Raw genomic sequence first — 23416 nt, forward strand, 5'->3', positions numbered from 1 at the left:
CCATGCGTTGGGAAGATTATCGCCAGTCCGAGAATCTCGAGGACAGGCGCAATGGCGGCGGCGGCTTCGCGGGGCTTCCCGGCGGGCGCGGCGGTGTCGGCATCGGAACTATGGTCGTGCTTGGCCTTGTCGGCTGGGCTCTCGGGATCGATCCGCGCATCCTGATCGGTGGCGCCGAAATGCTCGGGGTCGGGCGCAGTGCTCCGACCCAGGAGAGCCGCCCGGCCTCAGGCCCGCCGCAGGATGAAATGGGTCGCTTCGTTTCGGCGGTGCTGGCGCAGAACGAGGATATCTGGACCAAGATCCTGCCGCAGCAGGCGAACCGCCGCTACGAACCGCCGAAGCTCGTGCTGTTCTCGCGCATCGATCGCTCGGGGTGCGGCACGGCACAGGCAGCGATGGGGCCGTTCTATTGCCCCGAAGACAAGAAGGTCTATCTCGACCTCTCCTTCTTCCAGGAGATGCAGCGCAAGCTCGGCGGTGGTGGTGACTTCGCCTATGCCTATGTGATCGGCCACGAGGTCGGCCATCACATCCAGAACCTGCTCGGTATCCTGCCCAAGGTGAACCAGCTGCGACAGCGCATCTCGGAGCGCGAATCGAATGCGCTGTCAGTGCGGGTCGAGCTGCAGGCGGACTGCTTCGCCGGCGTCTGGGCGCATAATGTCCAGGCGATGGGCCGAATCGACCAGGGCGATGTCGACGAGGCGATGCGGACGGCGGCGGCGATCGGCGATGACCGGCTGCAGCAAGCCTCGCAAGGCGTGGCCGTGCCCGATTCCTTCACCCACGGCTCGTCGGCGCAGCGCACACGCTGGTTCACGACCGGCTTCAAGTCCGGCTCGCTGCAAAGCTGCGATACCTTCCGGACGAACCAGCTTTAGATCATCGGACCCGATCTCGTATCCGATCCGATCTCACCTTCTGGGGTTGCGTCGGCTTTCCCCGAATACCGCGATCCACCTTTCGGGCCGATGCCTTGCGTCTCAGGATACGGCACGCTCCCGGCGCACCGAGAGACGCCGCGGCGCGGCATTCAGCCGCCCGGCCAGAACCAGCCCCTTCGGCACCACAAGGCCGGCCCGCAGCCGACGCGGGCCGAATGACAGCGCGGCGCGCTCCTTGAGCGCCGCAGCAACCCCGCTCAGCGGCAACAGGGCCGGCCTGTCGGGCGCCAGCAGCAGATGGCGCTCGGTCGCCTGAATCCAGTTTGGCTGCAGGATGTCCCCGGCGCTCAACAGAAGCAGCCAATCGCCGCGCGCCTGCGCGGCACCGGCATGCCAGCTTTCAGGCACGGCCGCCCTGACATAGGTCGCACCCGTCGCATCGGCGAGGCGTTCCACCTCCCCCTCACCATCCGCATCGACGACCACGGCATGGCCGAGGAAACCTTCGGCAACGGCCGGGATCAGCGCGGAAAAAGTCGCAGCGAGTGCTCTGGCCGGTCCGTCGGCCCTGATGACGGCTGTAAGCATGGCCCATTGATTATGACGCAGCGCAACATGCCGCAATCCCGCCACTTGCATTTTGTTCCCTATATGTTCACATTGATGGTCACGGAAACGCCGATTCTTACGGCCCTCTCAGGAACGGCTCAGCGCCATGCAGCAAGCCAGACCCAGTTCGCGACCGATCGCAGCCCAGCCGCTCAGGCGGCATGACGGCGAAACCCTGTCGGCATCCGCGCGTGTCGCTCCGGCTGACCCCCTCGCCTATGCCGGCCACCGCATCGATCCGGAACGACGGCGCGGGCGCGGGGCAACGATCAATCCAGGCGGACGCTTCGAGACCGAGCAGCGCGTCGCCGAAGATGATGGCTGGGGCTCTCTCGGCGAATTACCAGCCTTCAAGACCGAAGTCGCGATCGAGAAAGCGCGCACGATCATCACGCGGAATGATTCGCCGGATATTTCGTTTGACCGCTCGATCAACCCCTATCGCGGCTGCGAACATGGCTGCGTCTACTGTTTCGCGCGGCCGAGCCATGCCTATCTCGGGCTTTCGCCTGGGCTCGATTTCGAGAGCAAGTTGACAGCCAAGCCCGACGCCGCGCTGCTGCTCGAGAAGGAATTGTCTGCACCGTCCTACCAGCCGCGCACCATTGCGATCGGCACCAATACCGACGCCTATCAGCCGATCGAGAAGAAGCTGCGGATCATGCGCTCGATCCTGGAGGTGCTGGCGCGCTTCCGCCACCCGGTCGGCATCGTCACGAAATCGGCACTGGTACAGCGCGACATCGACATCCTGGCGCCGATGGCAGCGCAGGGCCTCGCCAAGGTCGCGATCTCGGTGACGACGCTCGATCCCAAGATCGCGCGCGGCATGGAGCCGCGCGCCGCCGCGCCGGCGAAGCGGCTGGAGACGATCAAGCGGTTGTCGGATGCCGGCATTCCGGTGACCGTGCTGGTCGCGCCGATCATCCCCGCGATCAACGAGCAGGAAATCGAGCGCATCCTCGACGCCGCCAAGGCCGCCGGGGCGCGCGAGGCCGGTTACGTGCTGCTGCGGCTGCCGCTGGAGGTGAAGGATCTCGTCCAGGACTGGCTCCTGACCCACCATCCAGACAAGCTGCGCCATGTCGTTTCGCTGATCCGCTCGACACGCGGCGGCAAGGATTACGACTCGGCCTGGGGCCAGCGTCAGGTCGGTTCCGGTCCCTATGCCTGGATGATCGGGCGGCGCTTCGAAATGGCAGCCGAACGCCTCGGCTTCAACGCGACGCGGTTGCGGTTGCGCAGCGACCTCTTCCTGAAGCCGGAGAAGGAAAAGGCACAGCTCAGCCTGTTCTAGACGACGGCCTTCCGGCATAAGCCCGGCAACGATTTCTTTCCTGGACCGGGCATGGCCGCCGATTTCAGCCGCGAGGCGCACGCAATTGAGCAAGGATTCTGGCCATTGGCCGGCGTCGACGAGGTCGGACGCGGGCCGCTGGCCGGGCCAGTGGTGGCGGCTGCCGTCATTCTCGACCCCGGCCTGATTCCGGCTGGCCTCGCCGATTCGAAGGAACTCAGCGCCGCAAGGCGCGAAGCGCTGTTCGGGGAGATCGCCAAAGCCGCGCTCGGTATCGGGATCGGCAGCGTCACAGCGCAGGAGATCGACGCGCTCAACATCAGGCAGGCGACGCTGCTCGCCATGAAGCGCGCGGTTGCCGGTCTGCCTGTCCAGCCGCGGCATGTGCTGGTCGATGGCAACGACCCTCCCACTCTGCCCTGCCCCTGCGATGCGATCATCAAGGGCGACGGCAGCGTGGCCTCGATTGCGGCCGCATCGATCATCGCAAAGGTGACCCGCGACCGGATGATGGCGCGCCTGGCGACGCATTATCCGGCCTATGGTTTTGCCGGGCACGCCGGATATGGCACGGCCGCGCATCGCGCCGCGATACAGACCCACGGCCCGTGCCCGGAGCACCGTTTTTCCTTCGCGCCGATCAAGGGCGTCTGGCGGCGCTGAGCGGTTGTGCGATGCCCGCGACACGTTAGCCGTTTCTTAACACCCGATCCGGATTCAGCTGGTTTGCCAATGCACTAGGCAAAAACTGCAGCCCCAAAACGAGACGCATTTTTTTCAACCCGGAAACCCGGCTTTTACCCTGACTCCCCCAAGATCGCGACTGTTGAAGTTGCGTAAATGGTTCGGCGTCATGGGTACCTCGCGTACCGGGACTGCCAGCGCCGCCGTCCGGATTCAGGTTTCGCGTACCGGACGGCCTGCGCTGCAGTCTCGGATGAAGGCTTCGAGCCTTTCATTTGATCTTCCGCTCGATCAGGTCGTCGTCGGCGACTGCATCGCCGCGCTCGACCGCCTGCCTCCGGCAAGCGTCGACCTCGTCTTCGCGGATCCACCCTACAATCTTCAGCTTGGCGGCGATCTCCGCAGGCCTGACGACAGCCTCGTCGATGCCGTCGACGACGACTGGGACAAGTTCGCCTCCTTCGCCGAGTATGACGCCTTCACGCGAGCCTGGCTGACCGCCTGCCGGCGGGTGCTGAAGCCGGACGGCGCAATGTGGGTGATCGGCTCCTATCACAACATCTTCCGCGTCGGCGCGATCCTGCAGGATCTCGGCTTCTGGATGCTGAACGACATCGTCTGGCGCAAGGCCAACCCGATGCCGAACTTCCGCGGCCGGCGCTTCACCAACGCGCATGAAACACTGATCTGGGCGGCGCGCGGCGAAAGCTCGAAATACACCTTCCATTACGAGGCGTTGAAGGGCGGCAATGACGACCTGCAGATGCGCTCGGACTGGTATCTGCCGCTCTGCACCGGCGAGGAACGTCTGAAGGACGCGTCCGGCGCCAAGGTGCATCCGACTCAAAAGCCGGAGGCCCTGCTGGCCCGCGTCATGCTTTCGGCTAGCAACCCCGGCGACGTGATCCTCGATCCGTTCTTCGGCACCGGCACCACGGGTGCCGTCGCGAAGGCTCTCGGTCGGCGGTTCATCGGCCTTGAACGCGACCCGGTCTATGCCGAGGCGGCGCGCAAGCGCATCGCCGCTGTCCAGCCATTGCCGCCCGAATCGTTCTCCACCGCGCCTTCGAAGCGCAGCGAACCGCGCGTGCCCTTCCTCAGCCTGGTCGAGGCCGGGCTGGTCAAGGCCGGTGAGAGTGTCGTCGACGAGAAACGCCGCCACAAGGCGACGATCCGGGCCGATGGCACGCTGTTGCTTGGCCCGGCTGTCGGCTCGATCCACAAGGTCGGAGCGCTGGCCCAGGGGTTACCCGCCTGCAATGGCTGGACCTTCTGGCATGTCGAGCGCCCGGAAGGGCTGACGCTGCTCGATTCACTGCGCGGCGAGATCAGGGCGCAGATGGCAGCGGCCTGAGCGCCTCGAGCCCTGCCTCGAGCGCTTTCAGGAAGACCGCCGGGAACGGCTCGTCACGGAGCCGCGCCAGCGGGGTGAAGCGGGAGCCTTGCGGCGCCGGCGTCGCCCGCGGGGCACGCGCGACAAGGACCGTGAGCTCCAGCGGAAAATGGGTGAAGACATGGCGAACGGGCGTTGCCAGCCTGCGCCACTGCGCCGGAAGCGGAGCATCCTGCAAGGCGTCAGCGAGGCGGTAATCCGCGCTCCATTGACCGGTCGGCACCTCCGCCATGCCTCCAAGCAGCCCCTTGGCCGGCCGCGTCCGCAGCAGAACCGCGCCATCCTCGCGCAGCAGCACGAAGGCAGCCCCGTAGCGGGTTGCCCCAGTCTTCTTCGCCGCCTTCCGCGGAAAGGTCTCCTGTGTCCCCGCCGCCCGTGAGACGCACGGCGCCTGCCACGGACAAATGCCGCAGGCTGGCGAGCGCGGCGTGCAGATCGTGGCGCCGAGATCCATCAGTGCCTGCGCGTAATCGCCCGGTCGTTCCGACGGCAACAGGGCCAGGGTGCGCTCCCTGATCAAGGGCTTGGCCCCCGGCAAAGCATCCTCGATTGCAAAGAGACGGGTCATGACGCGCTCGACATTGCCGTCAACCGCAACCGCCGGCCGGTTGAAGGCAATGGCTGCGACAGCGCCTGCCGTATAAGTTCCGATGCCCGGCAGTTCGCGCAGGCCTTCCTCGGTATCGGGAAAGCGACCCGCGTGCAGCGCCGAGACCGCTTTGGCGCAAGCATGCAGATTGCGAGCCCGCGAGTAGTAGCCGAGGCCGGCCCAGGCCTGCATGACCTCCTCGCTCGGCGCGTCGGCAAGAGCCCCAACCGTCGGGAACCGTGCCATGAACCGTTCGAAATAGGGCTTCACCGCCGCTATCGTGGTCTGCTGCAGCATGATCTCTGAGACCCAGACGCGATAGGGTTCGGCCCTCTCGCCGGGCAAGGCACGCCAAGGCAGGACACGGCGGTGGCGATCGTACCAGTCCAGGAGATCGGCGGCAGTCGCAGCAGGGGCGCGCATTGCGAGGGTCATGTCCCCGGTTTAGCGTGCCGTCCCCCAGCCGCAAGATGCTAACGTCCAAGATGCTAACGTCATTGAGCTCCCGCGATCACATGACCATATCGCCGGAGAGCCCTTCACCCCACGACGCCCTCACGATCAAGCGGATCGTGCGCGTGAACCATGCCGGGGAATACGGCGCGATCCGCATCTACTCCGCGCAGATCGCAGTGGCGAAGCGGCTCACGCCCGACATCGTCCCGGCTTTGCAGCAGATGCTCACCGACGAAATCGACCATTGCGTCAGGTTCTATGCGGCCATGCCGGCACGCGGTTCACGTCCCTGCCGGATCATGAAGCTGTGGAGTCTCGGTGGCTCGCTGCTCGGCTTGATGACGGCATTGATGGGGCGACGCGCGATTTGGGTTTGCACCGCAGCGGTGGAAGAGACCGTACACCGTCATCTCGATGAACAAATGCATTTCCTACAGGGCCGAGACGCCGATCTCCACGCCGTCATCAACAGCATCCGCGAGGAAGAGCTGGCGCATCTTCATCATGCCGAAATGCAGCTCGGCAGCGAAGCAAGACACTCGCTGCAGACCATGCTGCAATCCGCCATTGCGATGGTGACCGAAATTCTGATCTGGCTATCGACTTGGGGGGATTCCACCCGCATGACACGCGCGCTGCGGCAAGCGCGCTCGTAACGGCGAACGACCATGTCGACAGCAACGCAAGCCATCCCCGCCCTCGAAACGCGCCGCCTGATCCTCAAGCCGCTGACGCTCGATGACGCACCAGCGATCCAGGCGCTGTTTCCGCACTGGGAGATCGTGCGCTATCTCACCAGGCGGGTGCCTTGGCCCTACCCGCCCGACGGCGCGCTCGCCTATCTGCATGAGGTCGCCGTGCCAGGAATGGCGCAAGGTACGGAATGGCACTGGAGCCTGCGGCTGAAGAGCGAGCCCGGCCAACTCGTCGGCCTGATCTCGCTCAGGGAGGGCGAGGACGAGAACCGCGGCTTCTGGCTCGGTCTGCCCTGGCAGCGACAAGGGCTGATGAGCGAAGCGGCCGCCGCCGTCACCGATTTCTGGTTCGATGTCCTCGGGCGTTCGGTGCTGCGCGTGCCGAAGGCCGCCGACAACACCGCGTCCCGCCGCATCTMCGAGAGTGGCGGCATGCGCGTCATCCGGGCCGAGATGCGCGATTATGTCGGCGGCCGGCATCTTTCGGAAATCTGGGAGATCAGCGCCGAGGAGTGGCGACGTCACCGGAACAGCTGATACAGCTTCTGCCCTTGTCGCGCCGATGCGCCGGTCCCAGAATAGAGCATGGCTGCCAAACCCCTCGCCGACCTGATCGATGACTGCCTTGCGCCGGCGCTCGCCGCCCAGGGTTTTGCCGGGCGCGCCATCGTCTCGCACTGGCCGGAGATTGTCGGCGAGCGGCTGGCAGCACGATCGCGGCCGCTCAAGATTGACTGGCCGCGCCGACGCCCGGCGCCCGGCGAGACATCGGAACCGGCAACGCTCGTCGTGCGCGTCGAGGGCGCCTTCGCGCTCGACATGCAACAACTCGGGCCCGTGGTCCTCGAGCGGGTCAACACCCATCTCGGCTGGCGTGCCGTCGGCAAGCTCGTGCTGAAACAGGGACCGGTCGAGGCCCCGCAGCAGAAGCCGGCGCCTCCGCCGCCCGACCCGGCCCTCGTTGGGCGGATCGCGCAGCAGGTCGCCCATATCGAAGACCCGGGACTGCGGGCCGCGCTGGAACGGCTCGGCCTGGGCGTCGCTCAGAAATCCGCCACCACGAGATGACACGGCTTCGTGAGGAAGCCGTCATTCCCCGTGAACCGATCTTGCCACATTCGTGTTGGCCACTATGGTCCCGACACCGATTTGGCCCCTTAGGATATTGCACGATGACGAACAGGCGACAGCTTCTGACCGGCGCGGCCGGGATCGCAGCCGCCGCGATGCTGGGTTCCGCTCCGGCCCGGGCGCAATCCGCGACTGCCGACCTCGCTGTCGCCGGCCCTCTGGGCGATGTCTGGCTCGGCAAGCCCGACGCCAAGGTCACCATCATCGAATACGCCTCGCTGACCTGCAGCCATTGCGCGAGCTTCCACCGCGATACCTGGCCGGCGCTGAAGGCGAAATATATCGACACCGGCAAGGCGCGCTTCACGCTGCGCGAATTCCCGCTCGATCCGCTGGCGACGGCGGGCTTCATGCTGGCGCGCTGCAACGGCAACGACAAATACTACCCGATGTCGGATCTGCTGTTCGATCAGCAGCGCAACTGGGCTTTCACCGAGAAGCCGGTCGATGCGCTGGCCGCGATGGTGAAGCAGGCCGGTTTCACACAGGAATCTTTTGAAGCCTGCTTGAAACGGCAGGATATCTATGACGCCGTCACACAAGTGAAGGATCGCGGGGCCAAGGCTGGCGTCGACTCGACGCCGACCTTCTTCATCAACGGGCAAAAGCGTGCAGGTGCGCTTTCGATCGCGGAATTCGACAAGATCCTCGAGCCGCTGCTGGCCGGCTAAGCCCACGCGCCATCCTGCCACCCTGGACGATGAGGCGCGTCGATGCATCTGACGCGCCTCAAGCTGACCGGCTTCAAGACCTTCGTCGAGCCGTCCGAGTTCCTGATCGAGCCAGGCCTGACGGGAATCGTCGGCCCCAATGGCTGCGGCAAGTCCAATCTCGTCGAAGCCCTGCGCTGGGTGATGGGCGAGAGTTCGTTCAAGAACATGCGCGCGTCCGGCATGGACGACGTCATCTTCGCCGGATCCTCCGAACGTCCCGGCCGCAACATGGCCGAAGTCGCGCTCACCCTCGACAATAGCGACCGCAAGGCTCCCGCGGCCTTCAACGATACCGATGTCCTCGAAGTGACCCGCCGGATCGAGCGCGAGGAAGGCTCGACCTATCGCGTCAATGGCAAAGAGGTGCGCGCCCGCGACGTGCAACTGCTCTTTGCCGATGCGGCGACCGGAGCCCGCTCGCCGGCCCTGGTGCGGCAGGGGCAGATCAGCGAACTGATCGCCGCCAAGCCGCAATCGCGTCGCCGCATCCTTGAAGACGCCGCCGGCATCGCGGGCCTGTACAGCCGCCGACACGAGGCCGAACTCCGACTCAGGGGGGCGGAAGAAAATCTGACGCGGCTGGAGGACGTGCTTGGCGAGATCGGCACGCAGGTCGACGCCTTGCAGCGGCAGGCGCGGCAGGCCGGGCGCTATCGCAGCCTTGCCGCCGACATCCGCCGTGCCGAGGCGACGCTCGCCCTGATCGCCCATCGCGACGCGCGCGAACATGCGGCCGCTGCCGATCGGGCCCTGGAAGCGGCGGTCCGCGGCGTTGCCGAACAGACAGGCATCCAGGCCGAAGCGGCACGCCATCAGGCCGTCGCGGCGCATGCGCTGCCGGCGCTACGCGAGGCCGAGGCCGCCGCAGCCGCCGCCCTGGTCAGGCTGAAGCGCGGCCTTGATGAGCTCGAGGCGGCAAACAGACGCGCCAAGCTACGCGCAGACGAGCTTGGCAAGCGCCTGACCGAGTTGCAGAGCGATCTGACGCGCCAGGACAGGCTCGCCGACGATGCCGCCGAAAGTCTCGCGCGGCTGACCGGAGAGGATGAGACGCTTGCCGGCGAAGCCAGCGCGGCCACGACCGTGGGAGAGGCTGCAGGAGCCTCGCTGGCCGAGGCCGAAGCGATCCTGCTTCAGGCAGAGGGTGAGCATTCCACGGCACAGGCCAGATTGTCGGAATTCGCGGCCCGCCGCGACGCCATGGAGCGGACGCTCCGTGACGCCCGGAACCGCGAGGCCAGGAATGTCGCGGAGCAGGACAGGTTGCGTCGCGACCTTGCCGCGCTCGACGCAGATGATGCCGCGGCTCAACTCGACAGGCTGACGGGCGCGCGTGCTCAGGCCGAGGAGACCATGCTGGAGATGGATTCGGCGGCAGCCAGCGCAAGAGCTGTTCTGGGTGCAGCCCGAGAAGAAGAGACCCGGCTGCGCGCGCCGCTGGCCGAGGCAGATCGCGCAGCCCAGCGCCTCGACACGGAAATCCGCACGCTGCAGAAACTTCTGGCACCGGCGGCCGGCGATCGCTGGCCGGCGATCCTCGAAGCGATCAGCGTCACGAAAGGGTTCGAGACCGCACTTGGTGCGGCCCTTGGCGACGATCTCGACGCCGCCTCCGACACTGCTGCCCCGGCTCATTGGCGCGACATGGGCAATGCTGCGGGGGACCCTGCCCTTCCCGATGGCGCCGAGGCGCTGGCCCGGCATGTGCGCGGTCCGCAAGCCCTGGCGCGGCGCCTGGCCCAGGTCGGCATCGTGCCGCGCGAAGAGGGCGCGAGGCTTCGCGCCTCGTTGCAGCCCGGCCAGCGCCTGGTCTCACGCGAAGGCGACATCTGGCGCTGGGACGGCTTCACCAGCGCGGCGGAGGCCCCATCCCCAGCGGCCCGCCGCCTCGCCGAAAAGAATCGCCTTGGCGACCTCGAACGCGAGGCGGAGGCCGCGCGCAAAGCTGCAGAGATTGCGCGGCAGGGCCTCGATACCGCCAGCAAGACGGTTCGCGCCTCCGCGCAGGCTGAAACGGCCGCCGTCGAAGCCGTGCGGCTCGCCCGCCGCGATCTGGATCAGGCCCGAGAGCGGCTCGCAAGCGCCGAGCGCAAGGCCGGCGAGACAGCCGCGCGCCGCTCGGCTCTCGATGAGGCCGTCGCCCGCCTGGGCCAGGCGATCGCGGAAGCGACGACCCAGGCTTCTGCAGCCGAAGAGGCGCTCGCCGCCCTGGCGCCGGCGACCGAGCTCGAAAGCGTCCTCCTGAAGGCGCGCGCCGTCCTCAGTGAACAGCGCGCAGCCGCTTCGGATGCGCGTGCCCGCGTCCAGACCCTGGCGCGAGAGGCGGAGCTTCGCGAGCGACGCCGCGCCACGATCTTCGTCGATATCCGGGCCTGGCAGGAACGAGCCAGGGCGAGCGCCCAGACCGCTGACGAGACGAAGCGGCGCATCGCGACTGCGGAGATCGAGCGCAAGGCGCTGCTCGACGCACCGGACACCTTCCTGGTCGAGCGCAGGCGCCTGGTCGGCGAGATCGAGGCGGCCGAGACGGCACGCCGCGAGGCGGCTCACCGCCTGGCCACGGCGGAGACCGCCCAGGCTGAGGCCGATCGGCTGGCCAGAGCGGCCCTGGAAACCCTCTCTGGTGCACGCGAGGTCCGCGCCTCCGCCGAGGCGCGCCTGGAGGCAGCCCGACAGCGCCTGGTCGATGTGGAGCGGCAGATCGAGGACGGGCTCGAGACAGGGCTCGCCGGGCTCCAGGAACTGACTCTGATCAAGCCGGGCGAAGCGCTGCCGAATCCCGCCGAAATCGAAGGTCGCCTCGCAGGCCTGAGGACCGAACGCGAACGTCTGGGCGCTGTGAACCTGCGTGCCGAGGACGAGCTCGTCGAAATCCAGACCAAGCGCGCGGGCCTGACAGGGGAGCGCGACGACCTGAGCGAGGCGATCCGGCGCCTGCGCCAGGCCATCGGCGCGCTGAACCGCGAAGGCCGCGAGCGGCTGCTGGCCGCGTTCGAGGTGGTGCACGAACACTTCCAGCGTCTGTTCGGCATCCTGTTCGGCGGTGGCACGGCCGAGCTCCGGCTGGTCGACTCGGAGGATCCTCTCGAGGCGGGGCTGGAAATCTTCGCGCGCCCCCCGGGCAAAAAGCCGCAGGTGATGACGCTGCTCTCCGGCGGCGAGCAGGCCCTGACCGCGACCGCCCTGATCTTCGCCGTGTTCCTGACCAACCCCTCGCCGATCTGCGTGCTCGACGAGGTCGACGCGCCGCTCGATGACGCCAATGTCGAGCGCTACTGCGATCTGCTCGACGATATGGCCCGAAATACCGAGACGCGCTTCATTTTGATCACCCACAACCCCATTACCATGGCGCGCATGGAACGGTTGTTCGGCGTGACCATGGCCGAGCGAGGGGTCAGCCAACTGGTCTCGGTCGACCTCGCAACAGCGGAACAAATCCGCGAAGCCGTCTGAAAAAAAGCCACATTCGGGTTCGCAATGCGGCAAGAATGCCGCACAAAGCACTAATATCAAATAATTTCAACAACTTAACACCAATCCCCATGCCTTGACAGTCGCCGGAGCGGACAATAAAGGAAACGCGCTGACAACGGCTCGGCCTGCGGGTCCGGACAGGTTCGTGGCAATTTCGGACGCGGTCGTGGCCATGACACGGTCGGAAGGGAGTTGCTGATGTCTGAATCCGACCCGAACTCCGATCCGAAGTTGCGGGAAAGACTGGACTCGCTGAAGGCCGCCCTCGGGCGTGCTGAAGCCGCCGAAAAGGCGGATTCAGAGAAGGCGGGTCCCGACAAAGCGCTTGCTGGCGCGATGTCATCAGGTTTTCGCGCGGCCACGGATATGGCTGGCGGCGTTATCGCTGGTGCCCTGATCGGGTATTTCGGCGACCGGTGGTTGGGAACGTCGCCGTTCCTGCTGATCGCCTTCCTGGTGATCGGAACCATCGCCGGCCTGCGCTCCGCCTATCGGCTCGGAACGCGCCCTTCCTCACCGAAGGGCGGCGAACCGGAACGTTGAATGTGTTTGCAGTGCCCCGAACCGGGGCAATTTAGGGGTGACTTATGGCGGCTGGCGGCGGAATCGATCCGATCCACCAATTCGAGATCAAGCCGATCCTGGGCCTGCGGCCGTTCGGCCTCGATCTGTCCTTCACCAATGCTTCGCTGTTCATGGTGGTGGCCGTCGCGGTGATCTCCGCCATCATGATCTATGGCTCCAGCCAGCGGGCGACGGTTCCAGGCCGCCTGCAGTCGCTCGCCGAGATGCTCTACGAGTTCGTCGCGTCCACCATCACAGGCGTGATGGGTCGGGACGGGATGCGCTTCTTCCCCTTCGTGTTCTCGCTCTTCATGTTCGTGCTGACCGCGAACATGCTCGGCATGGTCCCGGGTTCGTTCACCGTCACAAGCCAGATCATCGTGACGGCGGCCTTCGCCTTCCTCGTGATCACCGTCGTGCTGGTCTACGGAATCACGAAGCATGGCAGCCATTTCTTCGGCCTGTTMGTGCCGTCAGGCGTGCCGGGCTGGCTGCTGCCCTTCATGGTCCTGATCGAAGCCGTCTCCTTCATGTCCCGGCCGATCTCGCTCAGCCTGCGCCTGTTCGGCAACATGCTGGCCGGCCACATCGCGCTCAAGGTCTTCGGCGGCTTCGTCGTCGCCCTGACCGGCGCCGGCATCTACGCCACACTGGCGCCGCTGCCGCTGTTCCTGGCCGTCGCGCTGACCGCGCTTGAGTTCCTCGTCGCTTTTCTGCAGGCCTATGTCTTCACGATATTGACCTGCGTCTATCTCAACGACGCTCTCCATCCGGGACACTGACCGGGCGAGCTCGCGAGACTTCACCCTTCCACCACTCTCAACTGTTTTACATCGGAGAAAGACTATGGATCCCGTCGCAGCTAAGTATATCGGCGCTGGTCTCGCCAGCCTCGGCATGGGCCTCGCCGCTATCGGCGTCGGCACCATCTTCGGCAACTTCCTGTCCGGCGCCCTGCGCAACCCGTCGGCTGCCGACGGTCAGTTCCCGCGCGCCTTCATCGGCGCGGCGCTCGCGGAAGGTCTCGGCATCTTCGCGTTCGTCGTCGCGCTCGTTCTGCTCTTCGTCGTCTGACGAGCATTCACTGCGGCTCCGCAGGCGTTATCATGCGCCGCGGAGCCGTCATTCGTTGACGCAACCTTCAGAGGCGTTCCATGCAGGTTCGCGCTTCCCGCGCACAGCGCATCGGGGTCGTATCAGCCGCCGCCAGCGTTATGGCGGTTTCGGCCGACACGGCGTTCGCGAAGGGCGCTTTCCCCCCCTTCGACCCGACCTTCTTCGCCAGTCAGATCTTCTGGCTCGCGATCAGCTTCGGTGCGCTCTATTGGCTCATGTCGCGGATCGCCCTGCCGCGTGTCGGCGAGGTTCTGGCCGAACGCAGCACGACGATCGCTCGCGATCTCGACCAGGCCACCGAGATCCACGCCAAGGTCGAGGCCGTCGCCAAGGACCATGAGCACGCGCTCGCCGAAAGCCGCCGCAACGCCCAGGCCATCGCTCAGGAGGCTCGCACCGCCAGCGCTCGCGAGACCGATGCCAAGCGTCACGCAACCGAAGCGKAGCTCGGCGCCAAGCTCGCAGCCGCCGAGAAGACAATCGCGGATCGCAAGACCGCCGCGATGAAGCATGTCGAGACGATCGCTGCCGGCGCTGCCGCCGAGATCGTCGGCAAGCTGACGGGTCAGAGCCCCACCGACGCCGAGACCGCTGCCGCGGTCAAGTCCGTCCTGAGCGCCTGAGGAGACCGAACCATGGATACCGTCTGGGTTGCGGTTGCCCTCGTCATCTTCCTCGGCATTCTGGGGTATTTTGGCGTCCACAAGTCGCTTCTGAGCGCACTCGATTCGCGCGGCGAGAAGATTGCCCGCGAGCTTTCCGAAGCCCGCCGGCTGCGTCAGGAGGCTGCCAAGCTGCTCGCCGAGTACGAGGCGAAGCGCAAGGCTGCCGAAGGTGAAGCCGAGGCGATCGTCGCCGCAGCCAAGGACGAGGCGATCCGCCTTGCCACCGAGGCTGAGGAGAAGCTCGCCGATTTCGTCACCCGCCGGACCAAGTCCGCCGAGGACAAGATCGCGCAGGCCGAGATGGAGGCTGCCGCGGAAGTCCGCGCTGCCGCCGCCGAGGCCGCTACGCTGGCCGCCGAAGGCATCCTGCGCAGCCAGATGGGCGGCAAGGCTGCCGAAAGCCTGTTCGCGACCGGTCTGAAGGAAATCAAATCCAAGCTGAACTGAGCGATCAGTTCAGCCAGGGAATGCGACGCCGCGAACCTCCGGGTTTGCGGCGTTGTCGTTTTCACATCCTGCGCGCGCCGGATTCGGCCGAGCACATAGAACCTCGCCGAGATGGAGGCCCCATCCTGATCGCTCGCCTGGCACTGGCCACGATTGTTGTGCTCGCCTGCGCCATGCCGGCCCGCGCAATGGAGGAGGTCTCGTTCTCGTCACGCGACGGCACCGTCCTGACCGGCTGGATCGCCAAGCCCGCTGGAACAGGCCCCTTCCCCGCCGTGGTTGCCCTGCATGGCTGCAGCGGCCTCTGGCGGGCCTCTGGAGGGCTTAGCGCACGTGAGCGCGACTGGAGTGCCAGGCTGGTCGCTGCTGGCTTCCTCGTGCTCCTGCCCGACAGTTTTCGCCCCCGCGGGATCGTCGCGCTCTGCAATGATCGCGAACGTGCGCTGCGGCCGGCGGATCGCGCCAGCGATGCCCTCGGCGCCGCCGACTGGCTCGCCCGTCAGCCCTTCGCCAAACCCGCCGGGATACATCTGATCGGCTGGTCGAATGGCGGCTCGACAGCGCTCCATGTCGCCGCCGATCGCGCGGCCGCGGGCCCCGGAGGGTTTCGGGCGATCATCGCCTTCTATCCTGGCTGCAGGGTCCTGCTGAAACGCGGCTGGCGCGCTCGGGTGCCGACGACGATCCTTCAGGGACTGGCAGATGACTGGACACCAGCGGCGCCCTGCGAGGCGCTGGCACGGCAAGGCGGAGCGCGCTTCGTGGGCTTCGCCGGCGCCTATCACGATTTCGACCATCCGGACCTGCCGCTCCGGGAGCGCCGCGCGGCCTATTCGCAGCGCCCGGACGGCAAGGTGACGATCGGGACGGATGTCGCGGCGCGCGCCCAAGCCATCAGCGACGTGATGGCGATCCTCCGGGCGCCCTGACGCCTCAGTTGACGGCGGTGACCGCCTTCACAGTCGCGGCCCTGGCAGGGGCTGCAACCGGGCTCGGAGCAGCCGGTGCCGGACGCGCCTCGAGCTTGGCGGGCTGTACTTTCGGCTTGGGTTTGCGCGCCTGGATCGTCGATGTGACGATGCCCTGCGGCGTGTCCAGCCCATAGATGTCCTCGCGGAACTGGACCAGCCCATCGGCGCCCTGCCAGCCGGTCAGATAGACCCAGGCCACGGGCACCGCCTTCTTCAGCCGGATGTCCTTGCGCTCGCCCTTGGCGATCTCGGCCACGATCGCCGGCTCGGTCCACTCGGTGCCTTCGAGCAACCAGGCGGCGAGGTCGCGCACCCCTTCGATGCGCGCACAGCCGGAAGAGTTGAAGCGAACATCCGAACGGAACAGCGTCTTCTTCGGCGTGTCGTGCATGTAGACCGCCTCGGTATTCGGCATGTCGATCTTGAGCTGGCCAAGCGCGTTGAGCGGTCCAAAATCCTGCCGAACGGTGAAATACGGCGAGGTCAGGCCTGCCCAGTTCACGGTCGCCGGATCGATCTCCCGATTTTCTGCTCCGAGAAGGCGCATGTTCGACTTCACGATGAAGTCGGGCTCCTTGCGCATCTTGGGGATGATGTCGGCCTTCACGATCGAGGTCGGCACGGTCCAGTAGGGGTTGAGGTTCACCGAGGTGATATTGGCCTGGAGCACCGGCGAGGGTCGATCGGGGCGACCGACAACCGCGAGATGCTTGCGCTGGACCACGCCGTTCTCGACCGCCTCGACGCTGGCGCCGGGGATGTTCACGACGACATAGCGCTCGGCAAAGACGAAGCCGTTGCTCTTCAGCCGCTCCAGGGTCGCGGTCAGCTGGTTCAGCCGGACTTCAACGGGAACGTTCAGCGCCTTGAGCGTCAGGCGGCCGACCGTTCCGAGATCGGACAGGCCGTGACGAACCTGGAAGCGCTTCACGGCTGCGATCGTCGCAGCGTCATAGATGTCGCCGGGCAAGGCCGTCGGCGGCAGATCTCCGCTCAACATCAGGCGCTGCTTCAGTGCGACGACATCAGGCCCCTGCGAATCCGGCTTCAGGGCGGAGACACTGCCGGCGAGCCTGGGCCAGCCACCACGCGACGCGATCTCCTCATGGGTGATCAGCGCCTCAAGCGTGCGGTCATAGGTGTTGGGGCCGTAGCTCGGCTCCTGTGCACGCGCGATGCCGACCGTCAGAACGAGCGCGGCAACGGCAACTGCGGAGCTCCGGACAAAAGAGCGGTACATCGACTGTTCCCAAGGTGCGAAAACACGCACCGAGGAAATCATCCTCGCACATGGTCAAGGAATGCTTAAGACCGCGAAGAGAGATGACGATAGGGCAGCGTCCGATCGCTGCCCTATCGATCAAGCATCCTTACTCAGCCGCAGCTGCAATCGGCTCCGGCTTCACCCATTTCAGGATCGGCTGCCGGGCAGCGCGCGTCTCGTCGAGACGGCGGATCGGGGCATGGTGCGGCGCCGCGGTGAAGCGGGCCTTGTCATTGCCCTTCGCGGCCATGGCCAGATCGCGCAGCGTCGCAATGAAGAGGTCGAGCGAGGCCTTCGATTCCGACTCGGTCGGCTCGATCAGCATCGCGCCATGGACGACGAGCGGGAAATACACGGTCATCGGGTGATACCCCTCGTCGATCATCGCCTTGGCAAAGTCGAGCGTGGTGACGCCGGTGCCCTTCAGCCACTCATCGTCGAACAGCGCCTCGTGCATCGAGGGGTGGTCGGGGAAAGGCAGCGACATCAGGTCGGACAGGCCGGCGCGGATGTAGTTGGCGCTCAGCACCGCATCCTCGGAAGCCTGCTTCATGCCGTCGGCGCCATGGCTCAGCATATAGGCGAGCGCACGCACATACATGCCCATCTGGCCGTGGAAGGCGGTCATGCGGCCGAAGGGATCATTGCCCGCCGGCGCGTCGTCGGCGTGCTCCACGAGCCGCGCCGCACCACCCTCGACATGGATGAAAGGCACCGGCGCATAGGGAGCCAGCCTGCTCGACAGCACGACCGGACCGGCGCCTGGGCCGCCGCCGCCATGCGGCGTCGAGAAGGTCTTGTGCAGGTTGATATGCATGGCGTCGACGCCGAGGTCACCCGGCTTCGCCTTGCCGACGATGGCGTTGAAGTTCGCGCCGTCACAATAGAAATACGCGCCGGCCGCATGCAGCGCAGCGGCGATTTCGACGATCTGCGGCTCGAAGATGCCGCAGGTATTGGGGTTGGTCAGCATGATCGCGGCAATGTCCGGCCCGAGCAGGGCCTTTACGTCCTCGACCGCCACCGTGCCGTCCGGGCGCGCCGGGACGGACCGGACCTCGAAGCCGATCAGCGCCGCGGTCGCCGGGTTGGTGCCGTGCGCCGATTCCGGCACGAGCACGACCTTGCGGGTCTCGCCCTCACCCTTGGCGGCAATGGCGGCCTTGATCGCCATCATGCCGCAGGCCTCGCCATGGGCACCGGCCTTGGGCGACAGCGCCACGGCCGGCATGCCGGTCAGCGTCATCAGGTACCGCGCGAGCTCCAGCATCAGCTCGAGCGCGCCCGGCACGGTCGAGACCGGCTGCAGCGGATGAACGTCCGAGAAGCCCGGCAGCCGCGCCATCTTTTCGTTGAGGCGGGCATTGTGCTTCATCGTGCAGGACCCGAGCGGGAAGAGCCCGGTGTCGATGCCGTAGTTCTTCTGGCTCAGGCGCACGTAGTGGCGCATCGTCTCCGGCTCGGAAAGACCGGGCAGGCCGATGCCGTCCTTGCGCGCATGCTTGCCGAGGCGGCTCTTGAACGGCGCCGGCTTCTCGATATCGACGCCGGTCGTCTCATGATGGCCGATCTCGAAGATCAGCGGTTCGATCTGCTGCAGCGCGCGATTGCCGGTGAAGGTCTCGCGGCCGTGATCCACGGAGGAAGCAGCCTGGGTGGGACGTCCCTGACGGTTCAGCATCACAGCACCTCCGCGAGCGCCGCCACGAAGGCCGCCCGATCCTCATCCGTGTTGATCTCGGTATTGGCGACGATCAGCAGATCGTCGAGCCCGGCTCCCGGCAGCAGGCGCGAGGCCGGCACGCCGCCAAGCACGCCCCTCTCGGCCAACGCCTCGACGACCTCGGCCGCCGGCTTCGACAGCTTCAGCGTGAACTCGTTGAAGAAGCTGTCGTTGAGCAGCTTCACCCCCTTCACGCCGGCCAGCATGTCGGCCAGCTTCACGGCATTGGCGTGATTGAGCTCGGCCAGACGCGAGAGCCCGGCCTCGCCGAGCAGGGTCATGTGAATGGTGAAGGCCAGCACGCAGAGGCCGGAATTGGTGCAGATGTTCGACGTCGCCTTGTCGCGCCGGATGTGCTGCTCGCGGGTCGAGAGCGTCAGCACGAAGCCGCGACGTCCGTCGGCATCGACGGTCTCGCCGCAGAGCCTGCCCGGCATCTGGCGCAGATATTTCGTCTTGGCGGCGAAGAGACCGACATAGGGGCCACCGAAGTTCAGCGCATTGCCGATCGACTGGCCTTCTCCGACGACGATATCAGCGTCCATCGCGCCTGGAGGCGTGACTGCGCCGAGCGACACGACCTCGGTGAAGACGGCGATCAGAAGCGCACCATGGGCATGGGCCTTGTCGGCGATCGGCTTCAGGTCGCGGAGATTGCCGAAGACGTCCGGAGACTGGACGACGACGCAAGATGTTTGATCGTCGATCTGCGCGAGGATGTCCTCGTTAGCGACGACATCGGGCGCCAGCGCCACGACCTCGTCGCTCGCCATGCCGGACAGGGTCTTCACCACATCGGTGTAGTGGGGATGCAGCCCCCCCGACAGGACCGCCTTGCGGCGCTTGGTGACGCGGTGAGCCATCAGCACGGCCTCGCCGGTCGCGGTCGAGCCATCGTACATCGAGGCGTTGGCGACCTCCATACCGGTCAGCGCGGCGATCTGGGTCTGGAATTCGAAGAGGTATTGCAGCGTGCCCTGCGCAATCTCGGGCTGATAGGGCGTGTAGCTGGTCAGGAATTCCGAGCGCTGGATCAGGTGATCGACGGTCGCCGGAACATGGTGTTTGTAGGCGCCTGCCCCCACGAAGAACGGAGCCGCGGAGGCTGCGACATTCCTGGCCGCCATCCTGCCCATGATGCGCTCGACCTCGAGTTCACCCTTGGCGCGCGGCAGGTCGAGCGGAGCCTTCAGCAGCTTGCCGGTGGGCACGTCGCTGAACAGGGCGTCGATATCGGGAACGCCGATGCGCGCGAGCATGTCCTCGCGGTCGGTGTCGGTGAGGGGCAAATAGCGCATCGGGGTTTCCTTGATCATTCCAGGTCCGGGCGCTGCGCGCGCCCGGCACCGGACATTCAGGTCATGGGCAATGAATCGCTGCTCACAGCGTCTTCACGTAGTCCTGGTACTCGGCCTCGCTGAGCAGGCCCTCGAGCTCGGCAGGATTGGTCAGCTTCAGCTTGACGAACCAGCCCTTGCCGGCCGGGTCCTCATTGACCGCGCCAGGCGCAGCCTCGAGTTCACTGTTGACGGCCACAATCTCGCCCGAGACCGGGGCATAGACTTCGGACGCGGCCTTGACGCTCTCCACCACAGCAGCCTCGCCGCCCTTGGCGACCGCCTTGCCGACGGAAGGCAGCTCGACGAAGACGACATCGCCGAGCTGGCCCTGGGCGTAGTCGGTGATGCCGATGGTGCCGGTGTCACCCTCGATGCGGATATATTCGTGGTCCTTGGTGTAACGGGTCTCGGCCATAATGGTCCTCCAGATCAGGATAGGGTCGGGAATCAGCGCTTGTAGCGGTTGGGCACGAAGGGCATCGGCGCGACGGTCGCCGCCAACGGCTTGCCGCGCACGATCAGGCCGAGGCGCGTGCCGGGAGCCGAGTGGGCCTTTGCGACATACCCCATCGCGCAGGGCGCGTTGAGCGTGGGGCCGAAGCCGCCGGATGTGACCTTGCCGACGATCTCGCCTTCCGGCGTCGCAATGTCGGCGCCTTCGCGGGCAGGAGCGCGGCCCTCGGGCAGGAGCCCGATGCGGACGCGCGAAACGCCTTCCGCGAATTCGCGCTGGATGCGGGCCGCTCCCGGGAAGCCGCCTTCCTCGCGCCGGCGCTTCTGGATCGACCAGTTCAGTCCGGCCTCGACCGGCGAGGTCGTGGTGTCGATGTCGTGCCCGTAGAGGCAGAGACCAGCCTCGAGCCGCAGCGAATCGCGGGCGCCGAGTCCGATCGGCTTGACGCGCGGATCGAGCAGGAGCGCGTCCCAGATCTCGCCGATCCTGTTTGCTGCAGCGGAAATCTCGTAGCCGTCCTCTCCGGTATAGCCGGAGCGGCTGAGATTGGCCTTGACGCCTGCCACCTTCATGCTGCGCGCACTCATGAAGCCCATCTCGGCGGCCTCGGGCGCCAGCGCGGCGAGCGCTTCAGCGGCAGCAGGCCCTTGCAGCGCGATCAACCCGCGATGTTCCGCGCGGACGAGCTTCACATTGGCCGGCAGGCGCGCCTCGATATGGGCGTAGTCGGCCGTCTTGCAGGCCGCATTGACGATGAGGAGGAGAGCACCGTCCTCGTCGGGCTCGCTGGAGCGCGTGACCATCAGATCGTCGAGGATGCCGCCATTCTCATCGAGGAGCTGCGAATAACGCTGCTTGCCGGGAGCGAGGTTGACGATGTCGGCGGGGACCAAAGCCTCKAGCGCGCGCGCGGTGGTCTCGTKATCGGGCCCGAGCAGAAAGGCCTGCCCCATATGCGAGACGTCGAAGAGCCCGGCCTTCTCGCGCGTCCAGTTATGCTCGGTGAGAATACCCATCGGGTACTGCACCGGCATGTCATAACCGGCAAACGGCACCATGCGGGCACCGAGCATGACATGACGGGAATGAAGCGGGGTCTTGAGCAGCGCCTCGGCGCCTGCGGCATCAGCTTCAACGGCTTCGGCAGCCATGGCGGCCCCTTCCAGAATCGAGCGCAAGCCCCGGACGGAATGTCCGGAGCGCGCCCCCTCTGTCTTGGGACCTGAGAGATTTCCCCGAACCGGCAGGATCAGCCGGACAGGTTACACCCGTCGGTGGGCGGAGTTGCATCCGCCGCTTTCCAGAGCGCCAATTCCCACGCGGTCCGTTTGCCTGAGCGTTTCCGGGGCGGTTGCGCCTTCGGCGCCGGGCCTGGACAAGTCCGGACCCGGTCTCTCCCGCGGGGATGATGCGGCGTCAGCACAGATACAAGACGCCGCCTTCGAGTCAATCGGCGCCTTGCCTCAGTTCACGGCAAACGCCGGCGCCATTCGCGGCGGCAAGGCTACCGGCGCCGCGCGCGAGCCGGCGCCGCAGCACCAGCGGTGTTGAGGCCGACGATGATCTCGACGTCGCCCTTGCCCGGCGGGACGACGATCCCGTCCTCGACATGGGTGAAATCGGTTCCGCCCTGGCCGGAGGGGATCGTGCCGCCGACACGCGCCGCACGGCGTGCAACGACGGTCGTCCCGCGCAGGACCTCCGTGCTCATCGACGCATAATAGCTGCCGGGGCCACCGGCCGGACCAGCCAACACACGGCCTTCGGCACCCACCTTCAGCCTGAAGCCGCCACCGCCCGTCGGCGTGCACTCGCGCGCCACGTTCAGGATCGAAATCTGGTGCCGCAGGCTACCGCTATCGGGGCCGGACTGGGCGCGAATGGCAGCGCCACCATCGGCAATGGTCACGCTCGGGCAGACGAAGTCCGCCTCCTGATCAACCAGCGGCTTCTCCACCGGCGGAGGCGGCTTGGTCGACTGGAACATCACGATATTGCTCAGCGTCTGCATGCCGCTCTGCTCGCCCGCGGGCGAGCGCGAACCGCAGCCGGCAAGGCCAAGGCACAGCACAGAAGCAGCCAGCATAGTCAGCCGGCGAGGCATCACGTCATTCACGGCAAGGTCTCCACGCCAGGCCCGAATCCGGAAAGCGAGACGGGGATACCCACGCCCTCCTCCGGCGTCTGAAATACGATGAATGTGGCGCTTTTTCCGGCCTTGAGCTGGCCGAGAAGCGTATCGTCCATCACCACCTCGGCAACGCAGCCCGTGGTCAGGCAACGAACGAAGCCAGCGCGGCCGATGTCCTTGTCGTCGATCTTGAGACCGAGCCCCGACGGCAGCAGCACACCGAGGGGCGCCACGACACGCAGAAGCCGGCTCTTCTGGTCGGCCGTCTTCAGCACGATGACCAGCAGCGTCAAATTCGGCCGATCCTCGGCCGCAACATTCTGCACGAGCGCGCATTGCTCGGCCTTGGCGCCAGGCGGCACCTCGCAGCGCAACTGCCAATCGCCATGCGTCGACTTCACAGCGCCCTGGGCGAAAGCCACGCTGCTCGAACCCAGACATACGCCCACGGCCGCCAGCGCAGCCGCGAAGACAGGTCCGATGAACTTGCCCATCCCCGTCATTCCCTTCAAACCGGCACGAATAGCCGGACATCGCCCCCTGAAGCCGGATCGCCCTTGCAGGAATCGTTCGTCCGATTCCGACAAAACCGCCATCCGTCTCTAATCATATTCGAGAGGGCGATCCATGTTTTGAGGGATGCCAGAAGGGCTTCCACACAAAACAATCACGCTCCGAATGTGCCTGCGTTGGGACCATGCAGACCCCGCCCTGTCAAGGACAGAGCCACAACGGAAGCACTTCTTGAGGCCGAGACCTCGCGTGATTATGCCGCACGGGCTGCGTGGAAGGCCTGCATTGCCCCTCTGG

The 23416-nt window shown here is 66.2% G+C and carries 23 protein-coding genes, 1 pseudogene and 2 riboswitches; of the genes and pseudogenes, 15 read left to right on the plus strand and 9 right to left on the minus strand.

Annotation, left to right across the window (positions count from 1 at the left end; translation table 11 throughout):
* Positions 1-2: 2 nt before the first annotated feature.
* The gene (gene ypfJ / locus AC1DIO_RS14255; RefSeq protein WP_069877471.1) at positions 3-884 is read left to right on the plus strand and encodes a KPN_02809 family neutral zinc metallopeptidase; all 882 of its coding nucleotides are present in this window, start codon (positions 3-5) and stop codon (positions 882-884) included.
* A 102-nt stretch (positions 885-986) separates the two neighbouring features.
* On the opposite strand, the gene AC1DIO_RS14260 is transcribed toward ypfJ, so the two are convergent.
* On the minus strand, positions 987-1475 hold the full coding sequence (locus tag AC1DIO_RS14260; protein WP_441506456.1) for a glycosyltransferase family A protein: 489 nt from the start codon (positions 1473-1475) through the stop codon (positions 987-989).
* 127 nt (positions 1476-1602) lie between these two features.
* On the opposite strand from AC1DIO_RS14260, the gene AC1DIO_RS14265 reads away from it, so the two are divergent.
* The 3 genes from AC1DIO_RS14265 to AC1DIO_RS14275 all read left to right on the plus strand — a co-directional run bounded on the left by AC1DIO_RS14265 (position 1603) and on the right by AC1DIO_RS14275 (position 4831).
* Positions 1603-2793, plus strand: a complete 1191-nt coding sequence (locus AC1DIO_RS14265; protein WP_441506455.1) for a PA0069 family radical SAM protein — start codon at positions 1603-1605, stop codon at positions 2791-2793.
* A 51-nt stretch (positions 2794-2844) separates the two neighbouring features.
* Positions 2845-3456 (plus strand): ribonuclease HII, encoded by a 612-nt coding sequence (gene rnhB, locus AC1DIO_RS14270; protein WP_441506454.1) that lies wholly within the window; start codon positions 2845-2847, stop codon positions 3454-3456.
* A gap of 190 nt (positions 3457-3646) precedes the next feature.
* Positions 3647-4831, plus strand: coding sequence for a site-specific DNA-methyltransferase (locus tag AC1DIO_RS14275; protein WP_113512834.1), 1185 nt, complete (start codon positions 3647-3649; stop codon positions 4829-4831).
* Here AC1DIO_RS14275 and mutY read toward each other — a convergent pair.
* Positions 4812-5882: pseudogene (gene mutY / locus AC1DIO_RS14280) on the minus strand (A/G-specific adenine glycosylase); the annotation flags it as partial. The gene AC1DIO_RS14275 and the pseudogene mutY overlap by 20 nt on opposite strands.
* 92 nt (positions 5883-5974) lie before the next feature.
* On the opposite strand from mutY, the gene AC1DIO_RS14285 reads away from it, so the two are divergent.
* The 11 genes from AC1DIO_RS14285 to AC1DIO_RS14335 all read left to right on the plus strand — a co-directional run bounded on the left by AC1DIO_RS14285 (position 5975) and on the right by AC1DIO_RS14335 (position 15652).
* Positions 5975-6571 (plus strand): demethoxyubiquinone hydroxylase family protein, encoded by a 597-nt coding sequence (locus tag AC1DIO_RS14285; RefSeq protein ID WP_476853549.1) that lies wholly within the window; start codon positions 5975-5977, stop codon positions 6569-6571.
* A gap of 12 nt (positions 6572-6583) precedes the next feature.
* Positions 6584-7147: a GNAT family N-acetyltransferase gene (locus tag AC1DIO_RS14290; protein WP_476853550.1), complete on the plus strand. Its 564-nt coding sequence runs from the start codon at positions 6584-6586 to the stop codon at positions 7145-7147.
* 48 nt (positions 7148-7195) lie between these two features.
* A complete protein-coding gene (locus tag AC1DIO_RS14295; RefSeq protein ID WP_441506452.1) occupies positions 7196-7678 on the plus strand; it encodes a DUF721 domain-containing protein in 483 nt (160 codons plus the stop codon).
* Positions 7679-7782: 104 nt separating this feature from the next.
* Entirely contained in the window at positions 7783-8412 is a 630-nt protein-coding gene (locus AC1DIO_RS14300; protein WP_441488923.1) for a DsbA family protein, read from the plus strand.
* A gap of 42 nt (positions 8413-8454) precedes the next feature.
* The gene (gene smc, locus AC1DIO_RS14305) at positions 8455-11910 is read left to right on the plus strand and encodes a chromosome segregation protein SMC (RefSeq protein ID WP_476853551.1); all 3456 of its coding nucleotides are present in this window, start codon (positions 8455-8457) and stop codon (positions 11908-11910) included.
* A 219-nt stretch (positions 11911-12129) separates the two neighbouring features.
* Positions 12130-12474 (plus strand): AtpZ/AtpI family protein, encoded by a 345-nt coding sequence (locus AC1DIO_RS14310; RefSeq protein ID WP_476853567.1) that lies wholly within the window; start codon positions 12130-12132, stop codon positions 12472-12474.
* A gap of 44 nt (positions 12475-12518) precedes the next feature.
* On the plus strand, positions 12519-13277 hold the full coding sequence (locus AC1DIO_RS14315) for a F0F1 ATP synthase subunit A (RefSeq protein WP_476853552.1): 759 nt from the start codon (positions 12519-12521) through the stop codon (positions 13275-13277).
* Positions 13278-13341: 64 nt separating this feature from the next.
* On the plus strand, positions 13342-13569 hold the full coding sequence (locus AC1DIO_RS14320; protein ID WP_043231023.1) for a F0F1 ATP synthase subunit C: 228 nt from the start codon (positions 13342-13344) through the stop codon (positions 13567-13569).
* Between the two features lie 80 nt (positions 13570-13649).
* Entirely contained in the window at positions 13650-14234 is a 585-nt protein-coding gene (locus tag AC1DIO_RS14325; protein ID WP_476853553.1) for a F0F1 ATP synthase subunit B family protein, read from the plus strand.
* A gap of 12 nt (positions 14235-14246) precedes the next feature.
* Complete coding sequence (locus AC1DIO_RS14330) at positions 14247-14723, plus strand: F0F1 ATP synthase subunit B family protein (RefSeq protein ID WP_441488920.1); 477 nt, start codon at positions 14247-14249, stop codon at positions 14721-14723.
* A 173-nt stretch (positions 14724-14896) separates the two neighbouring features.
* Entirely contained in the window at positions 14897-15652 is a 756-nt protein-coding gene (locus AC1DIO_RS14335; protein WP_476853554.1) for a dienelactone hydrolase family protein, read from the plus strand.
* A gap of 4 nt (positions 15653-15656) precedes the next feature.
* On the opposite strand, the gene AC1DIO_RS14340 is transcribed toward AC1DIO_RS14335, so the two are convergent.
* The 7 genes from AC1DIO_RS14340 to AC1DIO_RS14370 form a co-directional block, all read right to left on the minus strand.
* Complete coding sequence (locus AC1DIO_RS14340) at positions 15657-16934, minus strand: L,D-transpeptidase family protein (protein ID WP_476831654.1); 1278 nt, start codon at positions 16932-16934, stop codon at positions 15657-15659.
* 130 nt (positions 16935-17064) lie between these two features.
* Positions 17065-18639 carry an aminomethyl-transferring glycine dehydrogenase subunit GcvPB gene (gcvPB, locus tag AC1DIO_RS14345; RefSeq protein WP_476853555.1) on the minus strand — a complete coding sequence of 525 codons (1575 nt, stop codon included), beginning with the start codon at positions 18637-18639 and terminating at the stop codon, positions 17065-17067.
* Entirely contained in the window at positions 18639-19979 is a 1341-nt protein-coding gene (gene gcvPA / locus AC1DIO_RS14350; RefSeq protein WP_476831652.1) for an aminomethyl-transferring glycine dehydrogenase subunit GcvPA, read from the minus strand. The genes gcvPB and gcvPA overlap by 1 nt, the downstream gene beginning before the upstream one ends.
* An 82-nt stretch (positions 19980-20061) precedes the next feature.
* Complete coding sequence (gene gcvH, locus AC1DIO_RS14355) at positions 20062-20436, minus strand: glycine cleavage system protein GcvH (RefSeq protein WP_441488915.1); 375 nt, start codon at positions 20434-20436, stop codon at positions 20062-20064.
* Positions 20437-20468: 32 nt separating this feature from the next.
* Positions 20469-21626: a glycine cleavage system aminomethyltransferase GcvT gene (gene gcvT, locus AC1DIO_RS14360; RefSeq protein WP_476853556.1), complete on the minus strand. Its 1158-nt coding sequence runs from the start codon at positions 21624-21626 to the stop codon at positions 20469-20471.
* Between the two features lie 57 nt (positions 21627-21683).
* Positions 21684-21781: riboswitch (glycine riboswitch) on the minus strand.
* A gap of 4 nt (positions 21782-21785) precedes the next feature.
* Positions 21786-21885: riboswitch (glycine riboswitch) on the minus strand.
* Positions 21886-21979: 94 nt separating this feature from the next.
* Positions 21980-22591 carry a hypothetical protein gene (locus tag AC1DIO_RS14365; RefSeq protein ID WP_476824524.1) on the minus strand — a complete coding sequence of 204 codons (612 nt, stop codon included), beginning with the start codon at positions 22589-22591 and terminating at the stop codon, positions 21980-21982.
* Positions 22588-23100: an invasion associated locus B family protein gene (locus AC1DIO_RS14370; RefSeq protein WP_441488912.1), complete on the minus strand. Its 513-nt coding sequence runs from the start codon at positions 23098-23100 to the stop codon at positions 22588-22590. Before AC1DIO_RS14370 ends, AC1DIO_RS14365 begins: the two co-directional genes overlap by 4 nt.
* Positions 23101-23416: the final 316 nt, after the last annotated feature.

Source organism: Allobosea sp. 05T439 (genome assembly GCF_056396005.1).